Raw genomic sequence first — 14,446 nt, forward strand, 5'->3', positions numbered from 1 at the left:
CGAGTGTGCGCGCCTCTAGGGTTGGATCCGCTTCACGCAGCGGCTGCCGGCCGCTGCCGCCGGCCGAGTGGACAACGGGAGGTGTGACCGATGGCTGTCTTTGCGATGGGCGCTGCCCGCAACCAGAAGTGCATCAAGTCCACCTCTGCGGCCACCGGCTGACCTTCCACATTTCTCCGCGCTCGATCGCGCGTGCCGGGCCGCCCTTGTGAAGGGTTTCCCTTGACTTCCAGTTCTGCTTTCTCCGCGCTCGCTCCCTACGGCTGGGACGAGGCATGGGCGGACGAGTTCGCCCCGTACGACACCGAAGGTCTGCTGCCCGGGCGGGTGATCCGCGTCGACCGCGGCCAGTGCGACGTGATCACCGACGACGGGGTGGTACGGGCCGACACCGCGTTCGTCACCCCGCACGACCCGATGCGCGTCGTGTGCACCGGCGACTGGGTCGCCGTCGAACCCGGCGGCAATCCACGCTACGTACGGACGTATCTGCCGCGCCGTACCGCCTTCGTTCGCTCCACCTCCTCCAAGCGGTCCGAGGGGCAGATCCTCGCCGCCAACGTCGACCACGCGATCGTCGCCGTGTCGCTCGCCGTCGACCTCGACCTCGGCCGCATCGAACGCTTCCTGGCGCTGGCCTGGGAGTCCGGCGCGCAGCCGGTGGTCGTGCTCACCAAGACCGATCTGGTGCCGGACGCGGCGACACTCGCGCATCTCGTGCAGGACGTGGAGACGGCGGCGCCGGGTGTGCCCGTGCTGACCGTCAGCGCGCTGGACGGGGAGGGGCTCGACGTCCTTGTCGCGGTCCTCTCCGGCGGTACGTCCGTGCTGCTCGGCCAGTCCGGCGCGGGGAAGTCGACACTGGCGAACGCGCTCGTCGGCGAGGACGTGATGACCGTGCACGCCACCCGTGACGTGGACGGGAAGGGACGTCATACGACCACCACCCGCAACCTCCTCGCCCTGCCGGGCGGAGGTGTGCTGATCGACACGCCCGGCCTCAGGGGTGTCGGGCTGTGGGACGCCGGGACCGGTGTCGGGCAGGTGTTCTCGGAGATCGAGCAGCTGGCCGAGCGGTGCCGCTTCCAGGACTGCGCGCACGAGAGCGAGCCGGGGTGCGCGGTGCTGGCCGCGATTGCCTCCGGCGAGCTGGGGGAGCGGCGGCTGGAGAGCTACCGGAAGCTGATCCGGGAGAACCAGCGGATCGTGGCGAAGACCGATGCGCGGCTCCGTTCCGAGATGCGGAAGGAGTGGAAGAAGAGGGGCGCGGCAGGGAAGGCGGCGATGGAGGCGAAGCGGGGGCGCAGGTACTGAGTTCGGCTGCGGCTGGGTGGGGGCTGGTCGCGCAGTTCCCCGCGCCCCTGGGTGGGTGCAGGCACGGTCTGCCTGGCTGTACCCACCTGCAGCACACCTCCTCCCACCGCCATGTCCGATTTCCGCCAGCGCCACCCCCGCGCACGGCGGAGACTGGATGGCGTGATGGACGAAGACACCAGGTACGAAGCCGTACGCAGCCGGGACGCCCGGTTCGACGGGGAGTTCTTCTTCGCTGTCGAGACGACCGGGATCTACTGCCGGCCCAGCTGCCCCGCGGTGACCCCGAAGCGCCGCAACGTCCGCTTCTACGCGACGGCCGCCGCCGCGCAGGGCTCGGGTTTCCGGGCCTGCCGGCGGTGCCGTCCGGACGCGGTGCCCGGTTCCGCGGACTGGAACGTACGGGCGGACGTCGTGGGCCGGGCGATGCGCCTGATCGGCGACGGGGTCGTCGACCGGGAGGGCGTCTCCGGACTCGCCGGCCGCCTCGGCTACAGCGCACGACAGGTCCAGCGCCAGCTCACCGGGGAGCTCGGCGCGGGACCCGTCGCCCTGGCCCGCGCCCAGCGGGCCCACACCGCGCGCGTGCTGCTCCAGACCACCGGCCTGCCGGTCACGGAGATCGCGTTCGCGTCGGGCTTCGCCAGCGTGCGGCAGTTCAACGACACGGTCCGGGAGATCTACGCCTTGACGCCGAGCGACCTGCGCGTCGCCGCACGCACCACACGTCAGGCCGCCACCCCCACGGCGGGCATTCCGCTACGGCTCGCCCACCGCGGCCCGTACCGGTCCGCCGCCGTCTTCGACCTGCTGGAGAGCGAGGCCGTATCCGGCGTCGAGGAGGTGAGCGGGGCACCCGGGCGGCGCACCTACCGCCGTACCCTCCGCCTCCCGCACGGCACCGGCATCATCGCCGTACGCGAACGCACCGGCACGACCGGAACCGCCTCCGGCGCCAACCCCGGCGGCTGGCTCGACGCCCAGCTGCACCTCACCGACCCCCGCGACCTGACCACCGCCGTCGGACGACTGCGGCGCCTGTTCGACCTCGACGCCGATCCGTACGCCGTCGACGAGCGGCTCGGCGCGGACCCACGGCTCGCCCGGCTGGTCGCCGCCCGCCCCGGACTCCGGTCGCCCGGCACAGTCGACCCCGAGGAGTTCGCCGTACGGGCACTGGTGGGCCGTAGCGAATCCGAACGGCTCGTGCGGCGATACGGCAAGACCCTGGACGCTCCTTGCGGAAGCCTCACCCATCTCTTCCCCGACCCGCATGTTCTCGCGGAGGCCGAGTCGTCCGGGCCGTTGGCGGCGCTCACCACCGCCCTCGCCGACGGCACCGTACGACTGGACCCCGGCGCCGACCGGGACGAGGCGGAGCGTGCGCTGCTCGCCCTGCCCGGTCTGGACGGTCGTACCGTCGCCGTCATCCGCACCCGCGCCCTCGGCGACCCGGACGTCGCCCCGCCGGGACCGGACGTCCCCGAGAGCTGGCGCCCCTGGCGCTCCTATGCCTGGCAACACCTGCGTGCAGCAGGAGAGTTGGAGTTCCGATGACCACCTACTGGACCACGATCGACAGCCCTGTCGGCGCCCTCCTGCTGACCGCCGGTCCCTCCGGCGTCCTGACCTCGCTCTCCGTGCCGGGACAGAAGAACGGCCGTACCGTTCAGGAGGCTTGGCGCCACGACCCCGGCCCCTTCCGGGGCGCCGAGGAGCAGCTCGCCGCCTACTTCTCGGGCGAACTCAAGGAGTTCCAGCTGGAGTTGAGCCCCGAGGGGACCGACTTCCGGCGCCGGGTCTGGGACGCCCTCGACGACGTGCCGTACGGGGCGACCACGACGTACGGCGAGATCGCCGCGCGCGTGGGCGCCTCCCGGATGGCCGTACGGGCCGTCGGCGGGGCGATCGGCGCCAACCCGCTGCTGATCCTCCGCCCGTGCCACCGGGTGATCGGCGCCAACGGCACCCTGACCGGATACGCGGGCGGCCTGGAGCGCAAGACCACGCTGCTCTCCCTGGAAGGCGCCCTCTAGGAGTCCTCCAGCCCCCAGCTGTGGATCCGCCGCGGATGGATGCGGATGACCTCCTCACTGAAATGCGCGCCCAACTCGTGCGGACCGGTGAGGAGTTCCGCGTCCCCGCGGATGTCGATACCGCGCACCCGCCACGGCCGCAGGCTGACGATGTCGTCGACGACCAGCGCGACCTTCGGGTTCTTCCGGAGGTTGCGCCACTTCTTGGTCCGGCCCATCGCGTGGCCGCCGACCAGGATGGTGCCGTCGTCCTGCGGGAAGAAGCCGACCGGGTTCGCCTGCGGCTGCCCGTGCTGGTCGACGGTGGCGAGTCGTCCCAGCCGCTGGGACCTGAGGTACGCGCGCTCGGCCTCGCTGAATTCGGTCATGGCAGCCACCCAAACACGCCCGCGCCTCCCGCACATCGGATCGTCGGCCTAGGTCTCACTAGGGCCGCGGTCCTACGTCAGCCCCACAGCACCGCCCCCAGCCACGCCCCCATGATCAGCAGACAGGTGAACAGCTCCGCCAGCACACTGGAGCCGCCCGAGCGCATCGCCGTACGCAAGGCCGCCCTCGCCTCGCCGTGACGGCCCAGGCGGAGCCGCTCCGAGAGGTAGACGCCGCCCATGAAGCCGGGGATCGCGCCGAGCACGGGAACCAGGAAGAAACCGACGAACGCCCCCACCCCGGCGTACGCCCACATGCGCGGGGTGGCCCCGCTCGCCCGCAGCCGGCGGGGCGGCAGCACCCAGCGCACCACCTGGGACAGGAACAGGGCGACGGTCGACCCCACCAGCACCCACCAGGCGACCGGCTGCGGATCCTTCAGCGCCCACCACAGGACCGCGGCCCACACGAGCCACGACCCCGGCACTCCGGGCACCAGCACTCCGACCAGGCCGAACAGCAGGACCAGGCCGACCAGCAGGAGGTCCCACACTCCCATTCGTCCAGGGTGCCGGAAGGCGGCAGGAAGCGCAGGTCAGCGATGTTCGCTCGGGTCGGCCCCGGATCACAGCTCCACGACAGGAAGGCAGGTCAGACTCAGGGCCGATCCGGTCGGTGCCGACGGCACGTCTGCGTCCCAGACCGCGGCCCGGCCAGGTCACACCGAGGTCGCCGGGCGGTTCTCCCGTGGGGGGTGGAACCGTCCGGCGACCTCTTTCGCATCATCTGTTCGGCAGCTCACTCGACACGCCGCTCGACACGCCGCTCGACGCGCGGGGTCGCGCCCCCATTTTCGGGATGCCCCGTTTCCATACGGCCCGCGCGGTGGACAATTGGGGGCATGAGCCAGCAGGGGGGAAGGCCCACCGGTCACGAGGACGACTGGTGGGGGCAGCTGTACGACTCCACGGACGACACGGGTCCCACACCGGCCCCGGACTCACTGGACGACCGCTACGCCTCGGCGGCGGGGGCGGTGCGGGACGGGTCCGGACCCGACGCAGGCACCGCGGACGAGCGGGACCGCAGGCCCGGCACCGCAGTCCCCGCACCGCGCTCGCGCCTCCCGGAGACACCGGAGGCCCCGGCCCGGTCGGGCCCCCAGGATGGGGCTGGGCCGAGTGCCCAGGACCCGGCCCGCGGGAGTGCGAGTCGGCACCGCGCCCCCTGGGAGCCGCCGCCCGACGCATCCGAGGGCCCGGCGACCTACCCGCCCGGCCCCAAGCCCCCCGGCTTCGCCGAGCGCATCCCCGATGACCGCCAGGTGCCGCCGTCCGGCAGTCCCACGTCCACGGAGACACCTCCCGCCACGGGCCTTCCGGCCTCCCGGAGGCGATCCGACGTGCCGCCCCCGCCATCTGCGGCGCCCCCGGCTCCGTCCGTCCCGCCGCGCCCCGCGGACCCGCCCGATGCCATCGCGGTCACCGCGGGGGACGGCACCGACTCCGGCACACGCCGTGCCGTAGAGGACTGGTGGGCCGCCGCCCCGTCCGACTCCGAGACAGACCCCGCCCAGAGTCCCCCCACCGCAGCAGCCCGCACCGGCCCAGGCTCCACACAGCCCAACCCGACCGCAGAGCCCCCCGACCGCGGCCGGGACACCGGCTCCCACCAGTCAGGACCCACCGACCCCGCCACCCAGCAGGACCACGACGGCGGCCTCGGCCAGGCGGGCCCGACCGGGCGGCCTGCTTCCGGGCAGTACCGGGACGACGGTCCCGGTCAGGCAGGCCCGACCGACCCTGCCACCCCGCGGGACCGCGACGGCGGCCTCGGCCAGGCGGACCCGACCGGCCGGCCCGCTTCCGGGCAGTACCGGGACGACGGTCCCGGCCAGGCAGGCCCGACCGACCCTGCCACCCCGCAGGACGGCGACGGCGGTCTCGGCCAGGCGGGCCTGACCGGGCGGCCCGCTTCCGGGCAGTACCGGGACGGCGGTCCCGGTCAGGCGGGCCCGACCGATCCCGCCACCCCGCGGGACCGCGACGGCGGTCTCGGCCAGGCGGACCCGACCGGCCGGCCCGCTTCCGGGCAGTACCGGGACGACGGTCCCGGCCAGGCAGGCCCGACCGGCCCCGCCACCCCGCGGGACCGCGACGGCGGCCTTGGCCAGGCGGACCCGACCGGCCAGCCCGCTTCCGGGCAGTACGGGGACGACGGCCTCGGCCAGGCAGGCCCGACCGACTCCGCCTCCGGGCAGCCCAGGGAAGACGCCCCTCGCCAGGTAGCCCCGACCGACCCCGTCCCCGGGCAGCGCAGCGAAGGAACCCCCCGCCACCCCCGCCACGGAGCCCCGACCGCGGACGCCTCCCCCCGGCACCGCGACGGCGCCGAAGCCGCGGCAGACCCGGATCCCGACCCCCACCCCGCCCCATCGCCGCCCGCACCCCGCACCGCCACCCATGTAGACCTCCGTACGCTCCCTCCCGCCCCCGTCGGCTTCGTGGGATCCGGTCCGCCCACCTACGACGCCGAACCCACCGTCCTCCCGCCCGCCGACCCCGATGAACTCGACGACCTGGTCGCGGACACCGTGCTGGACGGAGCCCGGTACGGAACCTGCACCCTGCGGGCCGTCTCCGTGCGCGGGGACTCGGCCAGGTTCCGGGGTGAGCCCCGCAGGGACTCCCTGCTCACGGCCCGTTTCGGCACCGGCGAGCAGGCGTTGGTCCTGGTCGCCATGGCCACCGGCGCCCGCGCCACCCCCGGCGCCCACCGGGCCGCCGCAGAGGCCTGTCACTGGATCGGGCGGGCTGTCGGACGCAGTCACGCCCGGCTCGCGCAGGACATCGGCGCGGCCCGCCGCGGTGATCTGAAGTCCGGCCTGCACCGGCTCACCGACCGCAGTCTCGGCAAGCTGCGGGCCAGCGCCGCCGAGCAGGGCATCGACCCGGAGGAGTACGCCGCCACCCTGCGCTGTCTGCTCCTGCCCGCAGACCCCGACTGCCGGATCCGGGTCTTCTTCGGCGTCGGAGCGGGCGGTCTCTTCCGGCTCCGCGACGGCGAGTGGCACGACATCGAACCCATGATCACCGACGTCACCGGCGAACCGGTCGTCGGCTTCGGCTCACTCCCCGCCGAGACCCCCGAGGGCGACCGCCTGACCATGGACCTCGGCATCCCGACACCCCCGAGCCCCTACGAACCCGCCCCGCAGCCGTCCCGCGAACCCTTCCGCTTCCGCGCCTCCGTCGCCCGCCCGGGCGACACCCTCCTGATGTGCACCGGCGGCCTCGCCGAGCCCCTGCGCGGCGAACCCGAACTGTGCGAGTACCTCACCGGGCGGTGGTCAGGACCTCCGCCCGGCCTCGCCGCGTTCCTCGCCGACAGCCAGGTCAGGGCCAAGGGGTACGCGGACGACCGTACGGCCGCGGCGGTTTGGGAGGCGTGATGGCGGCCATTGTGGATTGATGGACCCAAGGAGACCGAAGGGGTGCATGGATCCATGGCCAAACAGAACGTCGCCGAGCAGTTCGTGGACATCCTCGTCAAGGCCGGAGTGAAGCGCCTCTACGGCGTCGTCGGCGACAGCCTCAACCCGGTCGTGGACGCCGTCCGCCGCAACGCCGCCATCGACTGGGTGCACGTACGGCACGAGGAGACCGCCGCCTTCGCCGCGGGCGCGGAGGCCCAGATCACCGGCAGGCTGACGGCCTGCGCGGGCTCCTGCGGCCCGGGCAACCTCCACCTCATCAACGGCCTCTACGACGCCCACCGCTCCATGGCCCCGGTCCTCGCCCTCGCCTCGCACATCCCCTCCAGCGAGATCGGCCTCGGGTACTTCCAGGAGACCCACCCCGACCAGCTGTTCCGCGAGTGCAGCCACTACAGCGAGCTGATCTCCAGCCCCAAACAGATGCCGAGGCTGCTGCAGACCGCCATCCAGAACGCCGTCGGCCGTTCCGGCGTCAGCGTCGTCTCCCTGCCCGGCGACATCGCCGACCAGCCCGCCCCCGACAAGGCCGCCGAGACCGCCCTCGTCACCTCCCGGCCCAGCGTCCGCCCCGGTGACACCGAGATCGACAAGCTCGTCGCGATGATCGACGCGGCCGACAGGATCACCCTGTTCTGCGGCAGCGGCACGGCGGGCGCGCACGCCGAGGTCATGGAGTTCGCGGAGAAGGTCAAGTCACCGGTGGGACACGCCCTGAGGGGCAAGGAATGGATTCAGTACGACAATCCCTTCGACGTCGGCATGAGCGGGTTGCTCGGATACGGCGCCGCCTACGAGGCCACCCATGAGTGCGATCTGCTGATCCTGCTCGGCACCGACTTCCCGTACAACGCCTTCCTCCCCGACGACGTCAAGATCGCCCAGGTCGATGTTCGCCCCGAACACCTGGGCCGCCGCTCCAAGTTGGACCTCGCGGTCTGGGGCGATGTGAAGGAGACCCTGCGGTGCCTCACGCCGCGGGTGAAGGAGAAGAACAACCGGCGTTTCCTCGACAAGATGCTCAAGAAGCACGCCGACGCACTGGAGGGGGTCGTCAAGGCGTACACCCGGAAGGTCGAGAAGCACGTCCCGGTCCACCCGGAGTACGTGGCCTCGGTCCTCGACGAACTCGCCGACGACGACGCGGTGTTCACCGTCGACACCGGCATGTGCAATGTGTGGGCGGCCCGCTACATCACGCCCAACGGCCGCCGCCGTGTGATCGGTTCGTTCTCGCACGGATCGATGGCGAACGCGCTGCCGATGGCGATCGGGGCGCAGTTCACCGACCGTCGGCGCCAGGTTGTCTCCATGTCCGGCGACGGCGGATTCTCCATGCTGATGGGCGACTTCCTGACCCTCGTGCAGTACGACCTCCCCGTGAAGGTCGTCCTCTTCAACAACTCCTCTCTCGGCATGGTCGAGTTGGAGATGCTGGTCGCAGGGCTTCCCTCCTACGGCACCACGAACAAGAACCCCGACTTCGCGGCCGTGGCCCGCGCCTGCGGTGCCCACGGTGTGCGTGTCGAGAAGCCCAAGGACCTGGCCGGGGCACTGAAGTCGGCGTTCAAGCACAAGGGTCCGGCGCTCGTCGACATCGTCACCGACCCCAACGCCCTCTCCATCCCGCCGAAGATCAGCAAGGAGATGGTCACCGGGTTCGCCCTCTCCGCCTCGAAGATCGTCCTCGACGGCGGAGTGGGCCGCATGCTCCAGATGGCCCGCTCCAACGTCCGGAACGTGCCGCGCCCCTGAGGAGTCCCGTGGGTGCGAGACCGGCCGGATGCCAGACATCGCCTTCACCGACGTCGCGCCCGTCGTGCCGGTCCGGAACCTCGACGAGGCCCTGGAGCGATACCGATCCTCGTCGCACCGGAGCCGTCGTCTACCTCTATGTGAGTGACGCCGACGCCGTCCATGCCGAGTGGACGGCGTCCGGCGTCGAGGGCCGCTTCGTCGAGCCGTCCGACACGCCTTATGGGCAGCGGGAGTTCACCTACGTGGACGCCGACGGCACGGCTCACCGTGTGGGGTCGCCGGTAAGGCCTGACTGTCGTAGTCCACCCCCCCCCCGCACGCTCGCCGACGGCGTTCGTGCCGTACCAGTAGCCATCCGGGCCGTCAGGCTCCGTTCAGCGCCGTGGCGCACGCACCGGCCTCTCTGCACCACACCGCGGGACGCGACCACTTCCGCCCCTGCACCGAGATCTGCACCATGGTCTCCCGGCCGTGGATCGCGCCCTGCGTGTCCGCCCAGTTCGCGGCGTCCTACGCGCCCAGCACGTCCCCCTCGCGTGGAAGGTCACCGACAACGGAACCGCCGAGTACGCAGAGGCCGTCGGCACGCTCACCTGGAGCGCCGGCCGGACCAGCAGCCTCGTCGTCGACATGACCAGCGGCAGCCACAAGATCTTCCACATCGGCACCAAGGCCATCGGGAGCAAGTGGCGGCGGATTCCGGCCAGTTTCCCGGCTGTCACACCTCTTCGTCTCGTACGGCGAGATCGGCAGCGCAGAGTCGGTAGATCGGCCCATGCCCGGCGGTCACGGTGTCCCGGAGCCGCATGGGTACCCAGCCGGGCCGCACCGCCGGGTCGGCTGCCGCCCCCGGGAACGGATGCACCGGCTCACCTCTCTGCCGCGCGGGACGTCGTACGGCAGACCTCTCGACCGGGGCTGGGGCCCGGCACCCGTGGATCCGGGGTCGGGCGCCGGCCCGGTACGTGGGTCCGTGCGCTTCCCGGCATCCGCCACGCCCCTCGGAAGCACCCCGCCGACCAGGGGCTTTCCCATACGGTGACAGTTGTGCAGGGCCCGCGCGCCGTCCTTGGCGTCGACCCTCGACGGCGGTTCGCCGGGCGCATGCCATACGGACGGGACCAGCGGCACGAGCGCCGCTTGTCGGGCGGGCCGTAGGGACCGCCGCGGGGCGCCGCCCGACCGGAACCCGGGCGCCGCGCACGGCGGTTCACAGACGGGACAAGGGATTCGCACGCTCCGCCGGGACGGTCGTGGTCACCGCCGTCGGCGTGGCCGAACACCTGGTCGTTGACGATTCGACATGACTGCCGCATGAACTACGGGGCATGGATCCCCGTGAACGTGTTCGAGCAGGGGGGAACCGACATCGGCACGCGGGCGGGGGTCATGAAGAGGCAGGCACGAGGAGGCGGTCCCACGGCGGTAGGGGCCTTCTCGGCGAAGACCATGGAGGAGAAGGCCGGCAGCGCACCGGAGCAGGCGCGGTCGCCACAGCTCCGGCGCAGACTGGAGCGGGCGGACCTGGGGGCCGTACCCGAGACACGAAGGGCCCTGCGCGAGTTGTTACGACACTGGGGGAGGCCCGGACGATCCGAGATAGCCGAACTGCTCACCAGCGAACTCGTCACCAACGCACTCGTGCACACCGACCATGACGCGGTCGTCACGGCCACGGTGGGGCCGCGGGCCCTGCGAGTGGAGGTGCGGGACTTCGTCGCCCGCAGGCCCAGAATGCGCGTACCCAACTCCGACGAAGGTACGCACGGACGGGGCCTGGTCCTGGTGCAGTCCCTCGCGGACGCCTGGGGAGTTCGGGCGCACGGGGTGGGCAAGGCCGTCTGGTTCGAACTCGACGCCGGAGCGGCGTGAACCAACGGAAGGGGGCGTGACCCGCGCGGTCACGCCCCCTTCCCGTGGTGCTAGGCCCTCAGGCCGCGGCCTCAGCCGAACTGCTGCTCAAGATCCTTGAGCTTGCGCTCCAGGGAATCCAGGCGCGGCAACGCCATTGTGTCGTCCTCCGAAGTGAGGTCGACGGTGGATGACTCGGCCCCGCTGCGGACAGGCTGGAGAGAAGGACGCTGGCGTACCGGCAGGGGCTCCGGGTTGGATGTCGCAGGCTCCGCCGAGGCCCGCTCCAGGGCGGCGGCCTGCGGCGGCTGCTCCAGCTGGCGTCGGCCGGGGAAGCCGCGGTGGCCCCGGCTGATGGCCTTGAGCTGCGCGCGCTCGACCCGCTCCTTGTCGCGGCGGAGAAGTCGGGCCGCCTCCTTCTGACGCTTGTCCTCGCGGACCTCGTCGACCGCCTCGTCGAGGCTGCGCACGTTCTCCAGCAGCATCAGCGACCAGGCCTTGTACGTCTCACGCGGCGCCCTCAGCCAGCGCACCACACGGATCTGCGGCAGCGGCCGCGGCACCAGTCCCTGCTCGCGCAGGGCGGCCCGACGGGTCTGCTTCAGCGCACGGTCGAACAGCACGGCCGCCGACAGGGACATGCCCGCGAAGAAGTGCGGGGCGCCCGCGTGGGCCAGGCCCCTGGGCGCGTGCACCCAGTTGAACCAGGCCGCCGCGCCGGCGAACGTCCACACGAGTATGCGGGAGCCGAGCGCCGCGTCACCGTGGCTGGCCTCGCGCACCGCGAGCACGGAGCAGAACATCGCCGCGCCGTCCAGGCCGAACGGGACCAGGTACTCCCAGCCGCCGGACAGGTTCAGGTTCTGCTGGCCGAAGCCCACCAAGCCGTGGAAGGAGAGCGCGGCGGCCACCGCCGCACAGCAGAACAGGAGGACATAGGAGGCGGTGCCGTATATGGCCTCCTTGCGCCTGCGGCGCTCCTCACTTCGCTCCCACGAGTCGTCTTTCGCGTGCTCCCCGCCGGACCGCTTGCTCCGCGCGAGCACCGCCACCGCCGCCAGCATGCCCAGGAGCAGCACGGCGCCCGGAAGCAGCCAGTTCAGCGATATGTCGGTCAGTCTCATCTGGGGTCCCTTGCATTGGGATAGGGCGTAACGCCCGCCATAGTGGCCCACTCCCACCGGCCCTCAGGGGGTTTCGGGGCAAGAGGCCGCCAAGGAAGTGCAAGGGAATTGCCCAGGGCAGCGATTTGCTCGAACTGCCGCTTGAGGGGCGGGAGTTGAGTTCGAATAAGACTACCCGTACGGGTGGTTCCACGGAAAGTTCCTGCGCCGAGTGAGGAAGTTGTGAAGTACCTGTAACCGAACGGGCGTCCCAGTCGGCGTTGATCTTACGGGACGCCCGTACGGGGTCCGCGGCGGGGGTCCCTGAAAGGGCCTCAACTGGCGGCGGCCGCCGTGAGCTTGGCGATCCGGTCCGTCTCGCAGTTGCGCGGGCAGGAGGCGCAGGTGTCGTCCTCGTCGAGTGTGTAGTACATGCAGCAGCTCACCCGGTCCCGGGTGGGGAGGAGTTCGCCGTTCGGGCCTGTGAGGACACGGAAGGCCGGGGAGCCGACGTACGGCTTCGTCGTCCCGGGCAGGAGGAGGTCGAGCGCGTGCTCCGCCCTCTTCCTCTCGTGCTCGCCGAGGAGTTCGGCGACGTACCAGAGTCCCTCGACGATCTCGTCGGTCACCATGCCCCACAGGGCCCGGCCTAGGCGGCGCATGCGCGGGCCGAAGGCGGTGAGGACGGGGTCCAGGTGCTCGGTGATCGCCTCGCGCAGTTCGGTGCGCAGGGCGTCCTCGTCGGGGACCGGGCGGGCGTCGGGGTGGTCCGCCGCCGGGTCGTCCGGGAGGCAGGCGAAGGTGCCCGGGTGGACCGCGAAGGCCATCGGTCCCCGGGTGCGGTCGTACGAGACATGTGTCACGGGATAGTGGGGCACCCTGCGGTGCAGGAACCACGGTGCCGTGAAGAGAAGACAGGCCGGCCAGGCGTAGCGGTGCAGGCCGCAGCCGGCGATGACGTCCGGGCGGCCCTTCTTGCCGTTGTCCCTGAGGACCTGCCCGTCGTCCCAGGCGAGGAAGGCGTCCAGGGCGGTGGGGTCCGCCGCGAGGGCCGCGGTGGTGAGCCAGCCGTCGGCGGCCGGGAGGGGCGTGCCCTGGGGCAGCTCCGTGACCGTCAGCGCCGGGAGGGCCTCGGTCACGCGCGCGTAGGCGGCTGTGACGGCCGAACGGGGGGCGGGCAGCGGGATGGGCATGCGGGGCCACCGATTCGCAGTCGTCTCAAGGTAAGCCTTACCTTACCCGGCATCATTGGGATTTGAACTGAAGCGTTCTGCGCCTAAGGTGCTTGACGGGTGAGTAACAACCCGTCGTAATGGCCCCAAGTACTGACACGTCCGGAGGAGGACCCGTGAAGCAGGGTGCCCAGGGCTCCGCCGAGCGGGACGTGGACGGGGCCGTGGGGGCGGCTCGAGTGCCGCCTCAGATGCGCGCCGCCGATGTGTCCCGGCCTCGGGGCGAGACCGGGACCGCGGTACGGGGTGAGCACACCCACAGCGAGGTGCCGATTCCGCGGCCGGTCGTGCAGCGGGCCTCCGTGCGGGGACAGGTCCTCGACGCCCTGCGTACGGCGCTGGTGGCGGGGGAGTTGCGGCCCGGCGAGGTGTACTCGGCGCCCGCGCTCGGGGAACGCTTCGGGGTGTCTGCCACGCCGGTGCGCGAGGCCATGCAGCAGCTGACGCTTGAGGGGGCCGTCGAGGTCGTTCCCAATCGTGGCTTCCGGGTGGTCGAGCGGGGGGCCCGTGAGCTGGCCGAGCTGGCCGAGGTGCGGTCGCTGATCGAGGTGCCGGTGATGTTGCGGCTGGCGCGGACCGTGCCGGTCGAGCGGTGGGCGGAGTTGCGGCCGTTGGCGGAGGCGACGGTGCGTGCGGCGGCGTCGGGGTGCCGGGCGACGTACGCGGAGTCGGACCGGGCGTTCCACCGTGCGGTGCTGTTGCTGTCGGGCAACGAGCAACTGGTCCAGATCGCGGAGGACTTGCACCGGCGCTCGCAGTGGCCCCTGGTGGGCGCCCCGGCGGCACGGGCCGGCCGGGCCGACCTGATCGCCGACGCGGCAGAACACACGGCACTGCTGGACGCGCTGATCGCGCGGGACCTGGATGTGGTGCGGGGGCTGGTGGGCGAGCACTTCGTAGGCGCGGGCAGCTAGCGCTGGGCTTGAGCCGGCCGCCTATTGATGTGCCGGGTTCGGTCGTCGTGCGGCTGCGGGCCGGTGGGGGCTGGTCGCGCAGTTCCCCGCGCCCCTGGGGGGTTGCAGGCGGCCTGCGCCACGACGGGCCGCCAACCATCACGCGCGCCACGACGGACCGTTCGACGCGTCGCGCACCCCCACGGGCCTGCCAGCCGCGTACGGCGCGAAGGGGACGGGGTGGGGGGTGTCCGCCCGCAGCGGCCGGCGTCCGTTATCCAGCACATCTGAAGCAACCGAGCCGCCGGACCGAGGACGGACACCCCCCCCCCCCGCCCCCCCCCCCCCCCCCCACCCCACCCGCGCCACCAAACCCCCCCCCACCCCAACAGGGCCG

At 72.1% G+C, this 14,446-nt stretch carries 11 protein-coding genes and 1 pseudogene; 8 read left to right on the forward strand and 4 right to left on the reverse strand.

Going from position 1 to position 14,446, the window contains the following annotated elements; translation table 11 throughout:
• The first annotated feature begins 222 nt into the window (after nt 1-222).
• The 3 genes from rsgA to ACI2L1_RS18950 all read left to right on the forward strand — a co-directional run bounded on the left by rsgA (nt 223) and on the right by ACI2L1_RS18950 (nt 3,350).
• Nucleotides 223-1,314, forward strand: coding sequence for a ribosome small subunit-dependent GTPase A (gene rsgA / locus ACI2L1_RS18940; protein WP_404740467.1), 1,092 nt, complete (start codon nt 223-225; stop codon nt 1,312-1,314).
• A gap of 165 nt (nt 1,315-1,479) precedes the next feature.
• Nucleotides 1,480-2,871, forward strand: coding sequence for a DNA-3-methyladenine glycosylase 2 family protein (locus ACI2L1_RS18945; protein WP_404740528.1), 1,392 nt, complete (start codon nt 1,480-1,482; stop codon nt 2,869-2,871).
• Complete coding sequence (locus tag ACI2L1_RS18950; protein ID WP_404740468.1) at nt 2,868-3,350, forward strand: methylated-DNA--[protein]-cysteine S-methyltransferase; 483 nt, start codon at nt 2,868-2,870, stop codon at nt 3,348-3,350. Before ACI2L1_RS18945 ends, ACI2L1_RS18950 begins: the two co-directional genes overlap by 4 nt.
• On the opposite strand, the gene ACI2L1_RS18955 is transcribed toward ACI2L1_RS18950, so the two are convergent.
• Together ACI2L1_RS18955 and ACI2L1_RS18960 are read right to left on the reverse strand one after the other, a co-directional pair.
• Nucleotides 3,347-3,718: a PPOX class F420-dependent oxidoreductase gene (locus ACI2L1_RS18955; protein ID WP_404740469.1), complete on the reverse strand. Its 372-nt coding sequence runs from the start codon at nt 3,716-3,718 to the stop codon at nt 3,347-3,349. The genes ACI2L1_RS18950 and ACI2L1_RS18955 overlap by 4 nt on opposite strands.
• Nucleotides 3,719-3,795: 77 nt before the next feature.
• Nucleotides 3,796-4,278 (reverse strand): DUF456 domain-containing protein, encoded by a 483-nt coding sequence (locus tag ACI2L1_RS18960; protein WP_404740470.1) that lies wholly within the window; start codon nt 4,276-4,278, stop codon nt 3,796-3,798.
• Nucleotides 4,279-4,620: 342 nt separating this feature from the next.
• Here ACI2L1_RS18960 and ACI2L1_RS18965 point away from each other — a divergent pair, with 342 nt between their 5' ends.
• The 4 genes and pseudogenes from ACI2L1_RS18965 to ACI2L1_RS18980 all read left to right on the forward strand — a co-directional run bounded on the left by ACI2L1_RS18965 (nt 4,621) and on the right by ACI2L1_RS18980 (nt 10,842).
• Nucleotides 4,621-7,170: a protein phosphatase 2C domain-containing protein gene (locus ACI2L1_RS18965; RefSeq protein ID WP_404740471.1), complete on the forward strand. Its 2,550-nt coding sequence runs from the start codon at nt 4,621-4,623 to the stop codon at nt 7,168-7,170.
• Between the two features lie 54 nt (nt 7,171-7,224).
• Complete coding sequence (locus ACI2L1_RS18970; protein WP_404740472.1) at nt 7,225-8,967, forward strand: pyruvate dehydrogenase; 1,743 nt, start codon at nt 7,225-7,227, stop codon at nt 8,965-8,967.
• Between the two features lie 504 nt (nt 8,968-9,471).
• A pseudogene (locus tag ACI2L1_RS18975) lies at nt 9,472-9,657 on the forward strand (hypothetical protein); the annotation flags it as partial.
• Nucleotides 9,658-10,419: 762 nt separating this feature from the next.
• Nucleotides 10,420-10,842 carry an ATP-binding protein gene (locus tag ACI2L1_RS18980; RefSeq protein ID WP_404740529.1) on the forward strand — a complete coding sequence of 141 codons (423 nt, stop codon included), beginning with the start codon at nt 10,420-10,422 and terminating at the stop codon, nt 10,840-10,842.
• 71 nt (nt 10,843-10,913) lie between these two features.
• Here the strand turns inward: ACI2L1_RS18980 and ACI2L1_RS18985 are convergent, their stop codons facing one another.
• Both ACI2L1_RS18985 and ACI2L1_RS18990 read right to left on the reverse strand, forming a co-directional pair.
• Entirely contained in the window at nt 10,914-11,945 is a 1,032-nt protein-coding gene (locus ACI2L1_RS18985; RefSeq protein ID WP_404740473.1) for a DUF2637 domain-containing protein, read from the reverse strand.
• Between the two features lie 314 nt (nt 11,946-12,259).
• Nucleotides 12,260-13,117, reverse strand: coding sequence for a (2Fe-2S)-binding protein (locus ACI2L1_RS18990; protein WP_404740474.1), 858 nt, complete (start codon nt 13,115-13,117; stop codon nt 12,260-12,262).
• A 155-nt stretch (nt 13,118-13,272) separates the two neighbouring features.
• On the opposite strand from ACI2L1_RS18990, the gene ACI2L1_RS18995 reads away from it, so the two are divergent.
• The gene (locus ACI2L1_RS18995; RefSeq protein WP_404740475.1) at nt 13,273-14,070 is read left to right on the forward strand and encodes a GntR family transcriptional regulator; all 798 of its coding nucleotides are present in this window, start codon (nt 13,273-13,275) and stop codon (nt 14,068-14,070) included.
• Nucleotides 14,071-14,446: the final 376 nt, after the last annotated feature.

Origin of the sequence: Streptomyces sp. NPDC019531 (assembly GCF_044903305.1) — a bacterium.
Classification (GTDB): Bacteria; Actinomycetota; Actinomycetes; order Streptomycetales; family Streptomycetaceae; genus Streptomyces.